General features: G+C 72.2%; 15 protein-coding genes and 1 pseudogene. 9 read left to right on the top strand and 7 right to left on the bottom strand.

Going from position 1 to position 20137, the window contains the following annotated elements; translation table 11 throughout:
- The first annotated feature begins 14 nt into the window (after window positions 1-14).
- A complete protein-coding gene (locus L3i22_RS21765; protein WP_221328793.1) occupies window positions 15-1247 on the top strand; it encodes an ISL3 family transposase in 1233 nt (410 codons plus the stop codon).
- A 160-nt stretch (window positions 1248-1407) separates the two neighbouring features.
- Here the strand turns inward: L3i22_RS21765 and L3i22_RS21760 are convergent, their stop codons facing one another.
- Together L3i22_RS21760 and L3i22_RS21755 are read right to left on the bottom strand one after the other, a co-directional pair.
- On the bottom strand, window positions 1408-2469 hold the full coding sequence (locus L3i22_RS21760) for a phosphotransferase (protein ID WP_221328792.1): 1062 nt from the start codon (window positions 2467-2469) through the stop codon (window positions 1408-1410).
- A 27-nt stretch (window positions 2470-2496) separates the two neighbouring features.
- The gene (locus tag L3i22_RS21755) at window positions 2497-3210 is read right to left on the bottom strand and encodes a dienelactone hydrolase family protein (protein ID WP_221328791.1); all 714 of its coding nucleotides are present in this window, start codon (window positions 3208-3210) and stop codon (window positions 2497-2499) included.
- A 227-nt stretch (window positions 3211-3437) separates the two neighbouring features.
- Here L3i22_RS21755 and L3i22_RS21750 point away from each other — a divergent pair, with 227 nt between their 5' ends.
- Window positions 3438-4349, top strand: coding sequence for an ABC transporter ATP-binding protein (locus L3i22_RS21750; protein WP_304523469.1), 912 nt, complete (start codon window positions 3438-3440; stop codon window positions 4347-4349).
- A complete protein-coding gene (locus tag L3i22_RS21745; RefSeq protein ID WP_221328789.1) occupies window positions 4346-5971 on the top strand; it encodes an ABC transporter permease in 1626 nt (541 codons plus the stop codon). The genes L3i22_RS21750 and L3i22_RS21745 overlap by 4 nt, the downstream gene beginning before the upstream one ends.
- Here L3i22_RS21745 and L3i22_RS21740 read toward each other — a convergent pair.
- Entirely contained in the window at window positions 5955-8567 is a 2613-nt protein-coding gene (locus tag L3i22_RS21740; RefSeq protein ID WP_221328788.1) for a cation-translocating P-type ATPase, read from the bottom strand. The genes L3i22_RS21745 and L3i22_RS21740 overlap by 17 nt on opposite strands.
- A gap of 468 nt (window positions 8568-9035) precedes the next feature.
- Here L3i22_RS21740 and L3i22_RS21735 point away from each other — a divergent pair, with 468 nt between their 5' ends.
- Window positions 9036-9284, top strand: a complete 249-nt coding sequence (locus L3i22_RS21735; RefSeq protein ID WP_221328787.1) for a hypothetical protein — start codon at window positions 9036-9038, stop codon at window positions 9282-9284.
- A gap of 523 nt (window positions 9285-9807) precedes the next feature.
- Here the strand turns inward: L3i22_RS21735 and L3i22_RS21730 are convergent.
- Genes L3i22_RS21730 through L3i22_RS21720 form a run of 3 tightly spaced genes read right to left on the bottom strand, consistent with a single transcriptional unit; the run spans window position 9808 to window position 12801 of the window.
- Window positions 9808-11019 carry a serine hydrolase gene (locus tag L3i22_RS21730; RefSeq protein WP_221328786.1) on the bottom strand — a complete coding sequence of 404 codons (1212 nt, stop codon included), beginning with the start codon at window positions 11017-11019 and terminating at the stop codon, window positions 9808-9810.
- Window positions 11020-11079: 60 nt separating this feature from the next.
- The gene (locus L3i22_RS21725; RefSeq protein ID WP_221328785.1) at window positions 11080-12273 is read right to left on the bottom strand and encodes a cation:proton antiporter; all 1194 of its coding nucleotides are present in this window, start codon (window positions 12271-12273) and stop codon (window positions 11080-11082) included.
- Between the two features lie 6 nt (window positions 12274-12279).
- On the bottom strand, window positions 12280-12801 hold the full coding sequence (locus L3i22_RS21720) for a cation:proton antiporter regulatory subunit (RefSeq protein WP_221328784.1): 522 nt from the start codon (window positions 12799-12801) through the stop codon (window positions 12280-12282).
- 227 nt (window positions 12802-13028) lie between these two features.
- Between L3i22_RS21720 and L3i22_RS21715 the strand changes: the two genes are divergently transcribed.
- The 4 genes and pseudogenes from L3i22_RS21715 to L3i22_RS21700 all read left to right on the top strand — a co-directional run.
- Window positions 13029-13910: a universal stress protein gene (locus L3i22_RS21715; protein ID WP_221328783.1), complete on the top strand. Its 882-nt coding sequence runs from the start codon at window positions 13029-13031 to the stop codon at window positions 13908-13910.
- A gap of 97 nt (window positions 13911-14007) precedes the next feature.
- The gene (locus tag L3i22_RS21710; protein ID WP_221328782.1) at window positions 14008-14670 is read left to right on the top strand and encodes a DUF2202 domain-containing protein; all 663 of its coding nucleotides are present in this window, start codon (window positions 14008-14010) and stop codon (window positions 14668-14670) included.
- A gap of 297 nt (window positions 14671-14967) precedes the next feature.
- Window positions 14968-16329, top strand: coding sequence for a rhodanese-like domain-containing protein (locus L3i22_RS21705; RefSeq protein WP_370644544.1), 1362 nt, complete (start codon window positions 14968-14970; stop codon window positions 16327-16329).
- Window positions 16326-17069: pseudogene (locus L3i22_RS21700) on the top strand (sulfite exporter TauE/SafE family protein); the annotation flags it as partial. The gene L3i22_RS21705 and the pseudogene L3i22_RS21700, both read left to right, overlap by 4 nt.
- A gap of 122 nt (window positions 17070-17191) precedes the next feature.
- Here the strand turns inward: L3i22_RS21700 and L3i22_RS53610 are convergent.
- Window positions 17192-17908: a dienelactone hydrolase family protein gene (locus L3i22_RS53610; protein WP_255658477.1), complete on the bottom strand. Its 717-nt coding sequence runs from the start codon at window positions 17906-17908 to the stop codon at window positions 17192-17194.
- 203 nt (window positions 17909-18111) lie between these two features.
- Here L3i22_RS53610 and L3i22_RS21695 point away from each other — a divergent pair, with 203 nt between their 5' ends.
- Window positions 18112-20091, top strand: coding sequence for a bifunctional diguanylate cyclase/phosphodiesterase (locus L3i22_RS21695; protein WP_221328779.1), 1980 nt, complete (start codon window positions 18112-18114; stop codon window positions 20089-20091).
- The last annotated feature ends 46 nt before the right edge of the window (window positions 20092-20137 follow it).

Below are 20137 nucleotides of genomic sequence, written 5' to 3'. Positions count from 1 at the left end.
AACAAGGGATCCACGTGCGCGCCGCTACGGTCATCAACCGTCTTCTGGGTTTCAAGGCAACGGCCGTCGAGGGGGTACGTTTCGAGGGGGCCGAAATGGTCGTTTCGGTACGGCTGACCTCCGCGATGCTGGTCTGCCCGTGCGGGCGCACGAGCCGGGCCCGCTACGACCGGTCCCGGCGCAGGGGGCGTCACCTGGCATTTGGTCGTTCGGTCGTGTGGATCGAGGCCGACATCCGCCGGGTCGACTGCCGTGGATGCGGCCGGGTCCGTACCGAGTGGACACCCTGGGCCCGGCCCGGTTCCCGGTTCACCCGTGACTTCGAGGACATGGCCTGCTGGCTGGTCAAACGGATGTCGAAGACCGGGGTCGCGAAGGTGCTGGGCACCACCTGGGAGAAAGTCGACGCCCTGGTACGCAATCTGGTCGATGAACACCTGGACATCGACCGGCTCGACAACGTCTACCGCATCGGCGTCGACGAGATCGCCTACCGGCGCGGCCGCCAGTTCCTGACCGTGGTCGCCGACCACGACACCGGCCGGGTCCTGTTCATCGGCGAAGGCCGTAACCAGCAGGTATTCGGCGACTTCTTGACCTCGCTGGGCACGGAAGGCATGGCCCGGATCGAGGCGGTCAGTATGGACATGACCGCGATCTACCGCAAAGCCGCGACCACGCACCTCCCGCACGCCCCGATCTGCCTGGACCCGTTCCACGTCGTGAAATGGGCCGGCGAAGCCCTAGATCTTGCCTACAGCACCGTCCGCGAACAGGGCGTAAAAATCAGCGTGGACACGATGACACCCGCCCAGACCTGGCAGAAGGTCCGCGGCACCCTGCGCCAGCCGGGTGAGAAACACGATGCGATCCGCGCGGCGATCATCGAACAACTGCGCCGCAAACACCCGCGACTGCACCGGGCCTGGCAACTGAAAGAAAACCTCCGCCAGATCTACCGGATCCCCGCCGCAGACGCCGCCGACCACCTGCGCCGCTGGATCAACCGGGCCAAACGCAGTGGCATCAACGCGTTCGTCACCCTCGCCAAACGACTGCGCCGCCACCACGACAGCATCCTCAACGCGATCCATCTCCAACTCTCGAACTCACTCCTGGAAGCCATCAACGCCGGCATCCGCCGGATCCAGGCCCGCGCCCACGGCTACGCCGACCTCGACAACCTCATCGAAATGATTCACTTCTGCCATGGCGGAGTAGCCACCCCGCTACCCACAGAAACCTGATGATTGGCACATGCGTTCGACGGCGGCCAACAATGACCAACAACCTGGTCAGCAGTTGGGAACCCGGCCAGGCCGGCTCGCCACCGAGGCCCGCGTTCTGGCCTGCCTGCTGAGGAGTACGAAGAGAGCGAGAACGCGCACCGTGGGCCGCCGGGGCGGCTCAGCGGAAGGCCGGGGCGTAGTCGAGCCGGACCTCGCCCCACCGATCGGTGAGCGCGTCGTGGAAGTCACCCGCCAGCCGTGCCAGCGCCGGCAGCTCCGGCGATGCCACCGCGCGCCGCAGCCGGTGCAGGATCAGCGCCCGCCGGGCCGGCGTCGGCCGGCTCGACGACGGGGCGTCGGCCAGCGCCCGGGGCAGCAGCCACGACAGCGACTCGAAGGCCCAGCCGACCACGGCGGCCCGCACGTCACCCCGGAAGTCATCGGTGTCGACGTACGGCAGCGCGCACGCCGACCGGTACACCTCGATCGCCCGCTCCGCGACGTCCGGCGGGATGCGCCAGGAACACCAGCAGGACGGCCACGGCACGGTCAAATACGCGACGTCCCAGGCGATGTGCCGCCACTGCGCACCCTCGAAGTCGATCAGCGCCAGCCCCGCCCCGGTCCGCACGTTGTTGTCCGGGCAGGCGTCGGCCGGAGTCAGCGCGGCCGGCCCGTCCCCGCCGAGCCGCGCGCCGATCGACCGCAGCTCCTCGACCGCTGCCGCCGGTACCGCGACCCCGAGCTCCCCGCCCTGGCCTGCGATCGCCCGGCACGCCTCGTCCAGATCCGCCGCGACTCTCGACTCGGACATCGGCCGGCCCCCGGACCGGGCGGCCAGCGCTTCCCGGAACTCGTCGCGGAGCCCGGCGGTGCCACGGTGCAGCGCTCCGACGGCGCTCGCCCAGGCCATGACGGCGTCGGCGGCCGCGGCGCGGTCCGTGCCCAGCAGCAGGTCGGCCACGCTGGTCCCGGGCCCGAGGTCGGACATCACCACGATCGGCGGCGCGTCCCCACCGGTCACCAGCCGCGGCGCCGGCACCTGCGGCGGGAGCACCGACAACGCCGCGCATTCCCGCGCCCAGCCGTCTCCCGGGCCGGTGAACTCCTTGACGATCAGCGTGCGCTCGCCGGCCCGGACCCGCCGCACCAGCGACCGCGAGCTGCCGCCCAGTTGTTCGAGCAACTCCACGTGCGTACCGGGAAGCAACTCCTGCACGCCGGCCAGCCAATCGTCCATCGGGCCACGGTACGAGAGCGCGGCGCACTACTCCTCGGGGCGGGGCTCGGGGGCCGGCGTGGGCGGTATGAAAGCATCGAAGAGTCTCGGCTGCGCGACGGGCAGGGCCGAGTCGATCGTCGGCGCGTGCTCGGGCAACGGGTCGGCCAGGTGCCGGGTGAACCAGTCGACGGCCTCGACGGCGACCTGCTCCAGCGCTCCCGGGTCGGCGAAGTAACGATCCGCGTCCGGGATGACGCACATCTGGGCGGGCGCGCGCGTCGTCCGGCGGGCGTCGTCGTTGATGTCGCGCAGCGGCGTGTCGCGTTCACCGACGATCAGCAGGGTCGGCGCGAGCAGGTGCGCCAGCGCGCCACCGGCCAGGTCGACGCGGCCGCCGCGAGTGACGACGGCCTGCACGTCGCCGGGCCGGGCGGCGGCCGCCACCAGCGCGGCGCCGGCGTTGACGCCCGCGCCGAACAGGCCGACCGGCAGGTGCGCGGTCACCGGCTGGGCACGGATCCAGCGCAGCGTGCCGATCAGGCGATCCGCCAGCAGGTCCATGTCGAAGCGGTGCGTCTCGTCCGGGCGCTCGTCGACGGTCAGCGGCTCGATCAGCAGCGTCGCCAGGCCCCGCTGCCGCAGCACCTTCGCAAGCGCCCGGTCACGCGGACCGTCCTGGGTGAACAGCACGACCGCGGCGGCGGCCGCGGGCACGATCAGGTCGCCGTCGAGCATCGCTCCGGCCGCATGGATGCGCATGTCGCTGGGATTCCCCGGGCGTCCCCGCGCCAATCCGCGGCGCTCCGCCCGTACCCAAATCGTGGTTTTGGTGTCGATCGAAGGATCACTTCGGTGACGCAGCGGTTCGCCGTCGCCGCCGGACGATGGGCCAGGTCTCGGGTGGCGTAAGGCCCTGGCCGGCCGGCGCATGCGGATGCTGGACTCGGAGTGAGGCAGGCAGGCTCCTCGTCGAGGAGGTGGGATCCGTGACGACTGCCATCTCGATCTCCGGGCTGGTGAAGAACTTCGGCTCCGCGACCCGAGCGCTGGACGGTCTCGACCTGCGGGTCCAGCGCGGTGAGGTGCACGGCTTCCTGGGGCCCAACGGCGCCGGGAAGACCACCACGATCCGGGTGCTGCTGGGGATGCTTCGCGCCGACGCCGGTCACGTCCGCCTGCTGGGTGGTGATCCGTGGCGAGACGCGGTGGCACTGCACCGGCGCCTGGCCTACGTGCCGGGCGAGGTGAACCTCTGGCCCAATCTTACCGGTGGTGAGTCGATCGACCTGCTCGGTGACCTGCGCGGCGGGCTCGACCGCGGTCGTCGTGAGGCGCTGCTGGAGCGGTTCCGGCTCGACCCGACCAAGAAGATCCGCGCCTACTCGAAGGGCAACCGGCAGAAGGTCGCCCTGGTCGCGGCGTTCTCCTCGGACGTCGAGCTGTATCTGCTCGATGAGCCCACCTCCGGGTTGGACCCGCTGATGGAGTCGGTCTTTCAGGAGGTGGTGCGGGAACTGCGCGCCGCCGGCCGGAGCATCCTGCTCTCCAGCCACATCCTGTCCGAGGTCGAGGCGCTGTGCGACCGGGTCACGATCATCCGGGCCGGCCGGGCGACCGAGAGCGGCACGTTCGACGACCTGCGCCATCTCACCCGTACGTCGGTGGTGGTCGACACGGTCGAGCATCCGGTCGCGGTGGGCGGGTGGCACGGTGTGCACGATGCCCGGGTGCACGAGGGCCACGCCGAGTTCAGCGTCGACCCGGGAGAGCTGAATTCCGTGCTCGAACGGCTGGTCGGCCTGCGGGTGCGATCGATGGTCACCACCCCGCCCACCCTCGAGGAACTGTTCAAGCGGCATTACGGCGAGGACATCGCGGCGATCGGAACAAAACCATGAAGAACTTCGACGGTACGGGACGGCTGGTGCGACTCGCGCTGCGGCGTGACCGGTTCACCCTGCCCGCCTGGGTGCTGGGCATGAGCGCGTTTCTCGCGGCGACCACGGCGATGTTCCAGAAGCAGTACGGTAGCCACTTCGCGCTGCTGGCGGCGGACACCCGGATCGTCGTCGAGAACCCCGGCATGCGGGTGCTCGGGCTCGTCACCGGTGCGCACGTCGGGGGCTACACGTTGCACCGCGACGCGCTGACCCTGGCCGTGCTCGCCGCCATGATGAGCGTGCTCGCGGTCGTCCGGCACACCCGCCAGGCCGAGGAGCTCGGCCGGGAGGAGATGCTGCGCGCCGGGGTGGTGGGCCGCTACTCCTCGCTGGCGGCGGCGGTCACCGTCACGCTCGCGGCGAACCTGGCGCTGGCCGTCCTGCTCGGGCTCGCCATGATGATCGCAGGTCAGCCGGTCACCGGGTCGCTGGCCGCCGGCGCGTCGATCGCCCTGGTGGGCGTCGCCTTCACCGGTGTCGCCGCGGTGAGCGCCCAGTTGTCCTCGACCACGCGCGGCGCGACCGGTCTCTCGGGTGCGGCGCTCGGCGTCGCCTTCCTGCTCGCGGCGCTGGGCAACATGCTCGGGGCAGTGGATTCGGCCGCCCTGCGGGTCACCAGCGCCTGGCCGGCCTGGCTGTCCCCGATCGGCTGGGGTCAGCAGATGCGGCCGTTCGCGGACGATCTGTGGTGGCCGCTGGGGTTCGCGATGCCGGCGACGGCCGTCTCGTTCGGCGTGTCGATCGTTCTCGCCCGTCGGCGCGACGTCGGCCGGGGCCTGTTGCCCGAGCGCGGCGGACGGGCCCACGCGAGCCCGGCGCTGCTGAGCCCGGCGGGCCTGGTCCGGCGGCAGCAGCGGACGACTCTGCTGGGCTGGGTGCTCGGCATGCTCGGCTTCGGCCTGGTGTTCGGCACGTTGAGCGCCCAGATCAAGGGGCTCGAGGGCGGGGCGACCACCTGGTACGACGCGTTCGGGGGCGACGCCGGGCTGCTGAACGCCTACTGGGCCTCGATGATGCAGATCGCCGGGATGGCCGTGGCGGTCTACGCGATCGCCCTGCTGCTCCGGCTGCACCACGACGAGGCCGGGGGCACCCTGGAGCCGGTGCTCGGCACCGCCGTCTCGCGGTTGCGCTGGCTGGGCGCGTACGCCGGCAACGCGCTGGCCGGCGCCACGCTGCTGCTGCTGGTCTTCGCGACGGCGATGGGGCTCACCGGCGGTCAGGCGCTCGGCGGGACCGCATCGCTGCTGCGCGATCTCCTCGGTGCCGCGCTCGTCCAGCTGCCCGCCGTCGGCGTGCTCGGCGCCGCGGTCGTCGTCCTGATCACGTCGCTGCCGCGCTGGTCGGTCGGCCTGTCCTGGGCGCTGGCGGTGTTCGCCATCTTTGCCGGGCCGATGTTCGGCCCCTCGCTGGACCTGCCGGCCTGGCTGCTGGATCTGTCGCCCTTCACCCATCTGCCCGACGCACCGGCCGAAGCCGTCACCGCCGGGCCGATCCTGGGTCTCGGCCTGGTGTCCGCCTTGCTGGCCGTGGCCGGGGTCAGCCGGCTGCGCCGGCGCGACCTCATGCTGCCGGCCTGAGGGCGGCGCTCCGGCCCGGGTGCAGGATGCGGTCGAGGCGGATGGCGGCATAGCCGAGGCTGGACAGCGCGCAGATGATCAACAGGTCCGGCAGCGGAACCGGCCGGGTGCCGAGCAGGTCGTTGAGGATCGGCAGGTACAGGCCGGCGAGTTGCAGGGCCAGGGCGGCGGCCACGGCGGCCGGGAGCATGGGGTTGGCGCGGGAGCCGGGGCGGGCGCGGGAGCCGAGAGCGGCGGCGAGCTGGGTGGCGCCGAGGGCGAAGAAGGCCATGCTCTGCCAGGGCCGGTCGGTGGTGTGGGCCCAGACGGCGATGCCGAGGGTGACCCCGGCGATGACGACGCCCACGCGCAGGATGCGTTGCCACAGCCCGGCGCCGAGCACGGATTCGGAGGGCGGGCGCGGCGGGCGGCGCATGACGTCGGGCGGGGCCGGTTCGCTGCCCAGCGCGACGCCCGGCAGGCCGTGGGTCAGCAGGTTGACCCAGAGGATCTGGGCGGGCAGCAGCACCAGCGGCAGACCGAGGAAGGGGCCGGCGAGCATGACGGCGATCTCGGCGGCACCGCCGGACAGGGCGTAGAGCAGGAAGCGGCGGATGTTGGCGTAGACGCGGCGGCCCTCCTCGGTGGCGGCGACCACGGTGGCGAGCTCGTCGTCGGCCAGGACGAGGTCGGCGGCCTGGCGGGCCACCTCGGTGCCGCGCAGGCCCATCGCGACGCCGATGTCGGCGCGGCGCAGGGCGGGGCCGTCGTTGACGCCGTCGCCGGTCATGGCCACGACGTCGCCGGCTCGCTGCCGTGCGGCGATGATGTCGAGTTTCTGCTCGGGGGTGGCGCGGGCGAACACCTGCGCCCGGCAACTCTCACCCAGCTCCGCCGGGTCGACCCGGCGGCAGTCCACGACGTCGCCGTCGGCGCCGATGACGCCGACCTCGGCAGCGACGGCGCGGGCGGTGGCGGGGTGGTCGCCGGTGATCAGCACCGGCGTGATGCCGGCGCTCTGACAGGCGGCGATGGTCGCGGCGGCGGAAGGCCGGGCCGCATCGCGGATGCCGATGAGGCCGAGCAGCCGCAGCCCGTGTTCCCACTCGCCCGCCGGTGGAGCGGCGTCCCGGTCGGCCCGGGCGACGGCCAGGACCCTGTAGCCGCCGGTGGCCAGGACTTCGGCCTGGGCAATGGCGCGGGTGATCAGTTCGGCGGGTTCGTCGAGGAACGCCGAGTGCAGCAGGACCTCGGGCGCACCCTTGCAGATGATCCGGATTCCGCCGCCGGGCCGCTGGTGGACGGTGGTCATGCGTTTGCGGTCGCTGTCGAACGGCTGTTCGCCGGTGCGGGGCAGGGCGGTTCTCAGGGCGGCCGGGTCGAGATCGAATCTGCCGGCGGCGGCCAGCAGCGCCGCCTCGGTGGGGTCACCAAGCGCGGTCCATTCCCCGCTCGGATCGTCGGGAGCGCGCAGCCGGGCATCGGTGCACAGGGCCGCGGCGGTGAGCAGCTCGGCGAGATCGGACGCGGTAGCTGCGGTGACCGGCCGATCGGCCCGGCGGATGGTGCCGTGCGGGGCGTAGCCGGGCCCGTCCACCTCGGCGTCACCGGCCGGGGTCCACAGCCGGCGGGCGACCATCCGCCCCTCGGTGAGGGTGCCGGTCTTGTCGGTGGCGAGGACGGTGACCGAGCCGAGGGTCTCCACCGCGGGCAGCCTGCGGATCAGCGCATGCCGGGCGGCCATCCGGCGAGCGCCCAGGGCCAGGGCGAGGGTGACCACGGCGGGCAGGGATTCGGGCACGGCGGCGACGACGAGGCTGATCGCGGTGACCACCATCAGCTCCAGCGGCTCGCCCCGCGCCAGGCCGAGCACCAGCACCACGGTGCACAGGACCACGGCGACGCCGGCCAGGACCCGGCCCACGCCGACCAGCCGCCGCTGCAGCGGGGTCAGCACGGAACCGGTGGCCATCAACCCGGCGATGCGGCCCATGGCGCTGTCGACGCCGGTCGCCGTGACCACGGCGCGGCCTCGGCCGCGGACCACGACCGTGCCCGCGGAGACCAGCGCGCCGGGATGCTCCGCCTCGTCGCCCGAGCCGCTGTCGAGGGTGCCGGTCTTGTCGACCGGTACCGATTCGCCGGTGAGCGCGGCCTCGTCGACGAGCAGGGCGGCGGCTCGCACCACGACGGCATCGGCGGGCACGATGTCGCCCTCGGCGAGAATCAGCAGGTCGCCGACGACGACCTCGCCGGCGGGAACGAGCTGCTGCCGGCCGTCGCGCAGCACCCGGGCCTCGGGCGCGGTCATCGCGGCCAGCGCGGTGATGGCCCGGTCGGCTTTGATCTCCTGCACGACGCCGACACTGGTGTTGACCACGATGACCAGGGCGATCACGGCCGCGTCGGGCCAGTCGCCGGTGCCGACGGTCAGCGCGATCGCGACCAGCAGCACCAGGATCAGCGGATCCCGCAATTGGGCCAGAACCCGACGCCACACCGGTGTCCGGCGTGGGGCGGGCAGGGTGTTCGGGCCGCCGCGTTCGAGCCGGACCGCCGCTTCCGTAGCGGACAGGCCGCCGACATCGGTGGCGGCCGGTTGAAGATCACTGGCCATCGGTGCCCCCTTCGGAGCTCACCGCCCAGGACGGCCGGTGTCCCGGGCGGTCGTGGACGGCCGACCGGCGGTGGTCGCCGTGGGTAAGAGGGGCCGCCGGGGCGCGCCCTTGCTACCCCGGGCGCCGTGGCCGCACTGTCGAGTCTGCGCCTGCCGGCGGGTGACGGGCAGGGCCGACCGGCCCCGCCGCTGCCGACCATCCGCCCCGCCACCGCGCGACGGAGCGGGCCTTCGGGCCTTGGTCTCCCAGGCGATGGGACGCGTCGCACAGGCGGCCGTGCTGCCTTCGCGGCCGTGGCCTGGACGGCCTGACGAGCCCTACGGCGGGCGCCGCCGGCCGGCCCGTCCCAGCCCGGCGAGGACCATCGGCCCTGGCCAGCCGCCCGGTACGTGTGCACTCTGGTGACGAGGCCACCAACCGCCGTCCCCGTGCCGGCCCGCACGGGGTGAGACCCACGGGAGGATCTCATGTGGCAGCCACTGCGCGACATCATCACCAGCGCCAAAGAAGCTCTCGGCATCGAGGTGCCCGGCGCGGACACGGTCACCGACGCCGTCACCGGGGCGGGCGACCAGGCCGCCGACGCGATCACGACGGCGACCGGCGCCGCGGGCGACGCAGCGGACGCCGCCGGCACAGCCAGCGAGGCCGCCGCTGAAACGGGCGAGCAGATCACCAGCAAGCTGACCGGCTTCCTCGACCGCTTCGGCGGTTGACCACCGGCCTGACGTCACGCTCCATACGGCGACCAGCGTCCGGTGGAGTCGGTGACCGGCCCGCGCGGCAGGCGCCTGATCGAACCGGACCGACAGCAGGCGACTGCTCGGCACCGTTCGGGCAAAGTCCTTGCCCGCGTCCCCCGGGGGTCCAGGCAGCGCAGCCTTATACCCCCAGGGGTATGCTGGACGCCTCATCGAGGTAAGGGACGTGGATCATGTGTCGTCAGGTCACGTGTCGCGAGTGCGGCAAGGCCACCTGGGCCGGCTGCGGTCAGCACGTCGATCAGGTCCTGCGGGGCGTTCCCAGCAGGGAGCGCTGCGCCGGTCATGAGGGCGAGCCGACCGCCGGCTTCTTCGCGCGTCTGTTCGGACGCTGACCGGCCGCTGCGCCGGAGGCACCCTGATCCGCGATGACGGGGCCGACGGTCCCGTTCTGCCGCGCCGCCGGCAGGTGCGTGACTCCTCGCGGCAGGACCGTTTCGGGCTCCACGCGCCTCCGGTGCGGCTGACCTACCTCTGATCAGCCGTTGCTCATCAGGTTCGCTCGCGGCAGGTGGATGCCCGGCACGGGCAGCTGCATGCCCGGCACGGGCAGCTGCATGGCCGGCGCCGCCGTGGCGGTCACCCCGAACGCGATCAGCACCAGCTCGTTCACCGCCGGGCCGAAGTCGCCGAGCCACGGGTTGATCGAGACGGTCAGCTGGGTCGCGGCGTCCGGCGTGGAGAACGAGAGGGTCAGGTAACCGAAGATCCCACCGGTGTGTCCCCACAGCGTGCGGCCGTCGGGCAGCCGCTGCTGGTAGATGCCCAGGCCGTAGCCCAGCTCCCCCACCGGGTTGCCCAGCATCTCGGCCAGTTGCGCCGGGCGCAGCAGACGGCCGCCCAGCAGGGAACGGTAGAACAGGTTCAGATCCGCCGTGGTGGAGACGATCTCCCCCGCGGAGTACGCCATCGACGGGTTGAGATCGGTGAAGTCGAGCGGCACGATCTCGCCGTCCTGCTCGATCGGCTCGTACCCGTGCGCGTGCGGGCCGTCGATCGTGATGTCGGTGCCGGGCACCTCGGTGCCGCGCAGGCGGAGCGGGCGCAGAATGCGTCTGCCGACCTCCACGCCGTACGCGCGACGGGTGATCTTTTTGATGATCAGACCCAGCAGGACGTAGTTGGTGTTGGAGTACTCCCAGGAGGTGCCGGGCTCGAAGACCGGCGGATGGGCGGCGGCCAGGGCGACCAGTTCCTCCGGGCGGAAGGTCCGGTATCGCGCGCGCAGCACGTCCTCGACGGTCGCGAACAGGGCGTTGGTGTAGTCGAATACGCCACTGGTGTGCTGCAGCAGGTTGCGGATGGTGATCTGGGCGCCGTTCGGGATCGCGCCGGGCAGCCAGCGCTCCAGGGTGTCCTCGAGGCGCAGGCGCCGCTCGGCGACGAGCTGCAGGATCACGGTGGCCACGAACGTCTTGGTGATGCTGCCGACGCGGAACTGCCCGGCCGGCGACGGACGGGCCGCACGCCCCAGCTCCACCACCCCGCTCGATGATCGCCAGCTGCCGGTGGGACTGTCCACCCGGGCCAGCGCGGCGGTGGCCCCGGTGGCGACGATCTGATCCAGCGCCGCCTGCAGCGCGGCCCGGTCGAGCCCGCGGGGCTCGGCTTCGGCCGGTGATGCCGTTCCGATTCCGGCCGCGAACATTGCCGCGGCCGAGCCGGCCAGCACGGATCGACGATTAGGCATGGCGGGTCTCCCCTCAGATGGCGGTCCGGCTGCCGACGTTGCCAGCTACAGTGAAGATGGTCAATCAATAAAGTCCTCCGCGGATCGGGCCGGCGGTGGGCGCGCCGTGACCCGACGCCGGTTGACGGTCGAGGGCAGGAATCGTGCGAGCAGCGGTCCGGTGACGGCAAGCAGCAGCACGTAGGCGACGACGATGGCAGCCAGGGCCGGTTCGGACGTCCCGGCAACCCCCACGACGACGATCGAGAACTCGCCCCGGGCGACAAGCGCCGTACCGGCTCGCAGGCGACCGGGCGTGCCGGAGCCGTCGCGCCCGGCGGCATACCAGCCGGTGAAGATCTTCGTCGCGATCCCGGCCGCCGCGAGCGCCGCGGCCGCGGGCAGCGCGGCGAGCAAGTCGGCTGGACGGACGGTCAACCCGATGGAGAGGAAGAACGCCGCCGCGAACAGATCCCGGAGCGGGGCCAGGACGGTGCGGGCCCGCGCCGCGTTCCTGCCGGTGAGCGTCAGGCCGACCAGCAGCGCCCCGACTGCGGCCGACACGTTGACCATCTCGGCCAGCGCGGCAACCACCAGGGTGGCCCCGAGCAGGCGGAGCATGAGCTGCTCCGGGTCGGGATGAACCAGCCACCGGTTGATGTGCAGCCCCCATCGGCGCAAGCCGGCGAAGGCCGCGGTGACCGCGGACACCGCCACGGCGATGCCGATCAGTGCCTGCCACCACCTGCCGCCGGATCCGAGCACCGCCAGCAGCGGGAGGTAGACGGCCATCGCGAAGTCTTCGATGACCAGGATCGAGAGCACCGATGGCGTCTCCCGGTTGCCGAGCTGCCGCAGGTCGGACAACAGGCGCGAGGCGATGCCCGAGGAAGACACCCAGGTCGCACCGGCAAGGGCGAGCATGCCAACCGGATTCAGCCCGAGGAGAATCCCGGCCAGGACGCCGGAACCAGCGTTGACCAGCAGGTCGACGATGCCACTGGGCACGTGCCGCCGGGCACTGACCATGAACTCGTCGGTCGTGAATTCCAGTCCCAGCGTGAGCAGCAGGAGCACCACGCCGATCGAAGCGCCGGTTCGGATGAAGCCGCTCGCCTCCGAAGCGACCTCGACACCCCTGTCGCCCAGGGCGAGACCGGCGAGCAGGTAGAACGGGATCGCCGGAATGGCCAGCCGGTGAGCCATGGAGCCGAGCAGGCTCAGCGCGACCAGGACGAGCCCCAGCTCGAGCAGCAAAGCCAGGGAGGCATGCACGGCAATTCAGGTTCCGACGATGCGGCGGACCCCGGCGATACCGTCCTCGGTGCCGACGACGACGAGTACATCATCCGCCTGCATGATCTCGGCCGGCCCCGGGGAGACCAGCACGGTCTCGCCCCGCACGATCGCCACGATGGAGGCACCGGTCCGGGTGCGGGCGCGGGTCTCACCGAGAGGCCGTCCGGCGTACGAGGAGCCAGGTCCGATACCGATCTGCCCGGCGTCCAGTCCGGGCACTGCGCGGCTGAGGTCAGCGAACCGCTCGACGATGCGGGGCGCGCCGAAGATCTCCGCCACCGCCTCGGCCTCGTCCGTGGTCAGGCGAAACAACGGCTCACCCGCGTCGGGATCGCCCCCGCCGTAGCGGACCACCTCGACATAGCCGTCCCGGCGGGCGACAAAGCCGAGATGATCGCCGTCGCTGCTGGTCAGCTCGTAGCGCAGCCCGACTCCGGGCAGCAGCACCTCGTTGATCTGCAGAGCGTTCCTGCCTTCGGCGTTCTCGGACGGACTCACGGTCATCCACCACCTCTGCTCACGGCGTCTCCATCGTCATCCGGCACTGCTCGCCGTGCCACGGTCGCTGTCCCCGCGGGAGCACGCCGTAGGTCCCTGGTCCGCCCGGGCGGCGGTCGGGGCCGGGACCATCGGCTCTGTCGACGGTGCCGGTCCGGCGTGACGATGAAGCCACGGGTCGCCGACACATGCCTTACATCCCCGAGCGGCCCGGCTCTGGAGCGGAGGCTGACATGACGCACATCGCCGGAGCACCCGTGGTCGTCGGCATCGACGGGTCGCCGTCGAGCCTTGACGCCGTCGAAATGGCAGCTGGTGAGGCCCTGCTACGTCAGGCTCCGCTGCACCTGGTCCACGCCCTCGTCTGGCCGGCCTCGCTTGCCTCGGTCCGGCCGGCTTCCGAGGGTGCGCCCGAACCGGCCGCACTGATCAGGGCGCACATCGAGGCAGTCGTCGCCGAGGCGAAAACCCGCGCCGCGAAGGAGGCGCCCGATGTCCCGGTCACCGCCGAGGTGGTGGACGGGCCCGCGGCGTACGTCCTGCTGCAGCGCAGCCGACGTGCGGCACTGGTCCTCATTGGCGATCGGGGCCTCGGCCGATTCGAGGGCATGCTGGCCGGCACGGTCGCCACGCAGCTGGCCACCTACGGATCAAGCCCGGTCGTCGTGGTCAAGAGCCGGCCGAAGCAGGACCAGCCCGTCGTGGTCGGCGTCGACGGATCGGCCCGGTCCTTGCGAGCCGTCGAGTTCGCCGCCGACGAGGCCGCGTTGCGCGGCGCCGAACTGGTCGCCGTCCATGTCTGGCGCACACCGCCGGTGGCCGGGGCGGGCGACATGATGCCGTTGGTCTACGACCTCGACCGGCTCGAGGCCGAAGAGGGCCGGGTGCTGGCAACTGCCGTGGCCGGTGTCGCCGAGCGTCATCCCGGCCTGAGCATCCGGCAGGAGCTGCTCCGGGGGCCGGTGGGGCCGGCGCTGGCCGCCCGGTCGCGTCGGGCGCAGTTGCTGGTCGTCGGCGATCGGGGCCATGGCGGCTTCGTCGGTCTGTTGATCGGCTCGGTCAGCCAGCATCTGATCTATCACGCCGCCTGCCCGATCGTGGTGATCCGCGGCTGACCGCCTCCCGTTCTCCACGTGTTCTGCACATCGGTTGCACGCCGTCATCACGCCGGGGAGCCACCGTGAGGGGGTAGGAACAAGGAAGGGAGCAGTCGTGAAGACCATCACCCGCCGTACCGCCACCCTGGTGGCGGCCGGCACGCTCGGGCTGGGTGGACTCGCGGTCGCGGCACCGGCACTGGCCGGCGCCGGCCCGTTCGGTCCCGGACCGTTCAGCACCGCCACCGTCGGTCCGTCCGCCCCGGGCCGCGGCTACGGCATGGGATCCGGCTTCGGCGCCGGCCGCTGCATGGGACTGGGCGTCACCGCCGGGCAGGGCACCCTCACCGATGCCCAGAAGAGCACGCTGGCGTCCATGGCGCAGGAGGAGAAGCTCGCCCACGACCTGTACCTGGCGTTCGCCGGCCGCTACGACGCGGTCGTCTTCGACCACATCGCCGTCGCGGAGAGCCGACACCTGACCATGGTGCGCACGCTGCTGCAGCGCTACGGCGTGACCGACCCGACCGTGAACCGGCCGGCCGGCAGTTTCACCGACCCGGCGGTCCAGGCCACCTACGACACCTTGCTGGCGCAGGGCGGGCAGAGCCTGTCGGCCGCCCTGGCCGCCGGGCAGCAGGTGGAGCGCACCGATATCGCCGACCTGCGGGCCGCCCTCGACGCGCTGACCGCTCCGGACGTCACGCAGGTCTACACCAGCCTGCTCGCGGCCTCCGAGGGGCACCTGACCGCATTCACCCACTGGGCGAACCGGTAGCGGCCGTGGCGGGCGGGACGGGACGACCGCCCCGCCCACGGTCGGCTCCTTGCTGCCCTGCTCGGCGATCACGCAATGCCGCAGGCCCGTCGCGATGATCTGACACCGCCCGGTCCAGGGCCTGCGACAGCGCCGCCAGCCGGGTCACCACGTCGGTGAGGGCATCCGCCGAGCGCCGCCGCCCGCGCGCTATTGTCGGACCAGGATACCCCCGGGGGTATGCAATCTTGAGTTCGCCAGCGGACAGGCGCCGCCTGACCGCACTGCGCTTCATCCCACCGACGTAAAGGAATCCGCATCATGGTCCGTGTCCTGCCGATCGAGACGCCCACGCTCGGCGACCGCAGCTACCTCGTCCACGACGGCACCAGCGCATTCGTCGTCGATCCGCAGCGCGACATCGACCGCGTCCTGGCCCTGGCACTCGCCGAAGAAGTGAGCATCACCCACATCTTCGAGACCCACGTCCACAACGACTACGTGACCGGCGGCCACGCCCTCGCACGGGTGACCGGGGCGGCGTACCACGTCAACGCCGACGATCCGGTCGGCTTCGACCGCGTACCGGTGCGCGACGGCGACATCGTCGCCGTCGGCCATACCCTGCGGGTCCGCGTCATCGCCACCCCCGGGCACACCTTCACCCACCTGTCGTACGCGTTGCAGGCCGACGGCGAGCAGATCGCCGTCTTCTCCGGCGGATCGCTGCTGTACGGCTCGGTCGGCCGCCCCGACCTGCTCGGTCCCGCACACACCCACGACCTGGTCCACCACCAGTACCACTCGGCACACCGGCTGGCTCGCGAGCTGCCCGAGACCGCCGATGTCTACCCGACGCACGGCTTCGGCAGCTTCTGCTCGGCAACCCAGTCGGGGGCCACCGCCTCCACCATCGGCGCCGAAAGTCGCGCCAATCCCGCGCTGACCCAGGCGGAGCAGCAGTTCGTGGACCAGTTGCTGGCCGGGCTCGATACGTGGCCCGCCTACTACGCCCACATGGGCCCGGCCAACAGCGCCGGACCGGCCGCCCCAGATCTGAGCCCGCCCGAGGCTGCCGACGCCGAGCAGATCCGCAAACGCCTCGCCGACGGCGAATGGGTCGTCGACCTGCGCAGCCGCATCGCGTTCGCCGCCGGTCACGTCGCCGGCACCCTCAACTTCGGCCTCGACGGCAGCTTCGCCACCTACCTCGGCTGGCTCATCCCGTGGGGAACGCCGCTGACCCTGCTCGCCGAAACCCCGCACCAGGTCGCCGAGGCCCAGCGCGAGCTGGTGCGCATCGGTATCGACCGGCCCGCCGCGCACGCGACCGGCGATCCCCTCGACTGGGCCGGTGGCCAGAAACTCACGTCCTTCCCACGCGCGACCTTCGCCGATCTGGCCCAGGTCCGCCACCACCGGCCCGTGCTCGTGCTCGACACCCGCCGTAACCTCGAAGTGGCGCAGTCCCGGATCGACGATGCCGTGCACATCCCGCTGCACGACCTCCCGCGCCGGCTGCACGACCTGCCGGAAGGTGAAATCTGGGTGCACTGCGCCGCCGGCTACCGCGCCGCCATCGCCGCGTCCCTGCTCGCCGCCGCCGGACGGCAGGTCGTCGCCGTCGACGACGACTTCGCCAACGCCGCCGCGGCGGGGCTACCCGTGCTACGGCAATGAGCCTCGCCGCCGTCCTGACCGCGATCCTGGCGGCCGGGGTCGGGATCAGCTTGGGACTGCTCGGCGGCGGCGGATCCATCCTCGCCGTGCCCCTGCTGGTCTACGTCGCCCACCTGCCGGCCAAGCAGGCGATCGCCACCTCACTGCTGGTCGTGGGCGCCACCGCCACCGCGGGGCTGATCCCCCACGCCCGAGCCGGACACGTCCGCTGGCGCATCGGGTTGATCTTCGGGCTGGCGGGCATGGCCGGCGCCTACGCCGCCGGCAGCCTCGCCGCGTACATCCCGGATGGAATCCTGCTCACCGGCTTCGCGGTGATGATGCTCGCCACCGCCATCGGGATGCTGCACGGCCGGCCGGCCGGGCGCGGCGCTCGGGAACCGTCGCTACCGCGCACGATCGTCACCGGCGCCCTGATCGGGTCGATCGCCGGCCTGATCGGCGCCGGCGGTGGATTCCTCATCGTGCCGGCCCTCGCCCTGCTCGGCGGCCTGAGCATGCCGGCCGCAGTGGGCACTTCATTGCTGGTCATCGCCATGCAGTCAGCCGCCGGGCTCGCCGGGCACCTGCAGGCCGTATCGATCCCCTGGAGTCTCGCGCTGTCCGTGACCACCGCCGCGATCGCCGGCAGCCTTCCGGGTGCCCGGCTCGCCGGCCACCTTCCCGCGGATGTCCTGCGTAAAGCGTTCGGCTGGTTCGTGGTTGCCATGGGCATCCTGGTGTTGGCCCAGCAACTGCCCGCCGAAGAACCCCACCGGATGAACCGGTCGAGGCCGCCACTGTCGGTCCATTGGACCGGGTTCGTGCCGTCGGCCGGGCTCGCCCGTACACACCAAGCGTCTTTCCGCGTGCTGGCGGTCGGTCAGGACTCGTCGGGGCGGGGCTCGGGGGCCGGCGTGGGCGGTATGAAAGCATCGAAGAGCCGCGGCTGCGCGACGGGCAGGGCCGAGTCGATCGTCGGCGCGTGCTCGGGCAACGGGTCGGCCAGGTGCCGGGTGAACCAGTCGACCGCCTCGACGGCGACCTGCTCCAGCGCTCCCGGGTCGGCGAAGTAGCGATCCGCCTCCGGGATGACGCACATCTGGGCAGGCGCGCGCGTCGTCCGGCGGGCGTCGTCGTTGATGTCGCGCAGCGGCGTGTCGCGTTCGCCGACGATCAGCAGGGTCGGCGCGAGCAGGTGCGCCAGCGCGCCACCGGCCAGGTCGACGCGGCCGCCGCGGGTGACGACGGCCTGCACGTCGCCGGGCCGGGCCGCGGCCGCCACCAGCGCGGCGCCGGCGTTGACGCCCGCGCCGAACAGGCCGACCGGCAGGTGCGCGGTCACCGGCTGGGCGCGGATCCAGCGCAGCGTGCCGATCAGGCGATCCGCCAGCAGGTCCATGTCGAAGCGGTGCGTCTCGTCCGGGCGCTCGTCGACGGTCAGCGGCTCGATCAGCAGGGTCGCCAGGCCCCGCTGCCGCAGCACCTTCGCAAGCGCCCGGTCACGCGGACCGTCCTGGGTGAACAGCACGACCGCGGCGGCGGCCGCGGGCACGATCAGGTCGCCGTCGAGCACCGCTCCGGCCGCATGGATGCGCATGTCGCTGGGATTCCCCGGGCGTCCCCGCGTCAATCCGCGGCGCTCCGTCCGTACCAAATCGTGGTCTTCCTGGTTTTGATCTTGAAACCCCAAACCAAGATCAAACCCTGGCTGACGTACGGCGACAGCCGGCCGGTGTCCGGTAACGGAGGGTTACGCGCCCGAATCCCTCAGACCGCCGTCGAGAATGACGATCAGCCGACGTGCGAGGGTCGTGGCTGACGCAGTGGCGGATCCTGATCGCGGTCGGGGTGCTCGTCGCCGGCGCCGGCCTGCTGGGCCTGGTGAGCCTGCAGCGTGAGGTGCACACCCGGGCGTTGAACAGCGCCCGGTTCAGCGCCGAGCTGATCAACGAGCTGGTGGTCGGCCGCAACATCACCACCGACATCCTGAGCACCGGGGTCCTGGACGCCGGCCGGCGCGCCGACATGGACGCCGACGTGGCGAAACTACGCGAGAACCACCATATCGCCGGGCTGGTCGTCTGGGCGCTGCAGACCGGCCACCTGATCTACGCCGACCGTGGCCACCCCGGCGCGCCGGCCACGATGCCCGCCGCCGAGCTCGCCCGCTCCCGTCAGGGCGTGGCCTTCAGCACGAGCGACGACGAGGATGACGGCGATGCCACGCTGAACGTGTTCCTGCCCGTCGACGCCGATCCCGACGCCGCCGACGACCACGCCATCGACGCCGTGGTGGAGGTGATGCTGCCCGGCGACACGATCAGCAGCGCGATCACCCGGTCGGTCCGGCTGCTCGACGCCGGCGCCGCGCTGGCCGCGCTCGCCGGTGTGGTCCTGCTCTGGCGGGCCCGCATCCGGATGCGCCGGCGCGAACACGCCGAACGGCACGACGCGCTGACCGGGCTGGGCAACCGGACGCTGCTGGCGCACCGCGCGGACCAGGTCCTCGCCCCGGGGCGGCCGAGCGCCCTGCTGCTGTTCGACCTCGACGAGTTCAAGGAGATCAACGACACGCTCGGGCACCGCGCCGGCGACGAACTGCTGGTCACGGTCGCCGAGCGGCTGGCCGGCGCCACCCGCGACGGGGACCTCGTGGTCCGGCTCGGCGGTGACGAGTTCGCCGTGCTGCTCGCCGACCTGGGCACCGGCGACAGCCCCGAGGACACCCCGGAGAGCGCGTCCGACACCGCGCACCGGCTACGCCAGGTGCTGCGCGAACCGGTCACCATCGGCCTGATCAGCGTGGAGACCGAGGCCAGCGTCGGCATCGCCGTCTCCCCCGGGCACGGCGCCGAGATCGACACCCTGCTGCGCTGCGCGGACGTGGCGATGTACCACGCCAAGAACAACGGTCTCGGCGTCACCCTGTACGACCCGGCGACCGACACCCGCGACGAACAGCGACTCACCGTCCTGACCGAGCTGCGGCACGCCATCACCGCCGGTCAGCTGCGGCTGCACTACCAGCCGAAGTGCCGGCGCGACGGCACGGTCGACCAGGTGGAGGCGCTGGTGCGCTGGCAGCATCCCGGCCGCGGGCTGCTCGGGCCGTTCGCGTTCGTCCCGCTGGCCGAACACACCTCGCTGATCAAGCCGCTGACCGCCTGGGTGCTCGGCGAGGCCACCCGGCAGTGCGCCGCCTGGCGCGCCGCCGGCCGGATGCTCGGCGTCGCGGTCAACATCTCCCCGCGCAACCTGGTCGACCCGGACCTGCCCGGCGTCGTCCGGGCCGCGGTCGCCGCCGCCGCGATCCCGGCCGCCATGCTCGAACTCGAGATCACCGAAACCGCGATCACCACCGACCCCGAGCACGCGGCCGGCACCCTGGAGCGGCTGCGCGCGCTGGGCATCGGCGTCTCCATCGACGACTTCGGCGCCGGCTACACCTCGCTGGCCCAGCTCGGCACGATGCCCGTCGACACCCTCAAGATCGACCAGCTGTTCGTCGCCGACCTGCTCACCAACCCGGCCCACGAGGCCGTCGTCCGCAACATCATCCAGCTGTGCCGCGAGCTCGGCCTGCGCACCGTCGCCGAAGGCGTCGAGACGCCCGGCACCTGGGCCCGGCTCGACGAGCTCGGCTGCGACGAGATCCAGGGCTACGTGCTGACCCCGCCGTTGCCGCCCGAGCAGCTGATCGCCTGGCTCGACGAGCGCACCGACGCGGACTCGCGGATCCGGCCCGGCTCGCGCGTGGCCGACCCGGCCGTCCGCGATTGACGGCCGGCTGCAACCCGGGGCTGCCAGGCTCGGGGAAACGACGACG

Origin of the sequence: Actinoplanes sp. L3-i22 (assembly GCF_019704555.1) — a bacterium.
Lineage (GTDB): Bacteria > Actinomycetota > Actinomycetes > Mycobacteriales > Micromonosporaceae > Actinoplanes.
The sequence above is the reverse complement of the archived record's forward strand: the minus strand, read 5'-3'. Positions and strand labels throughout refer to the sequence as shown.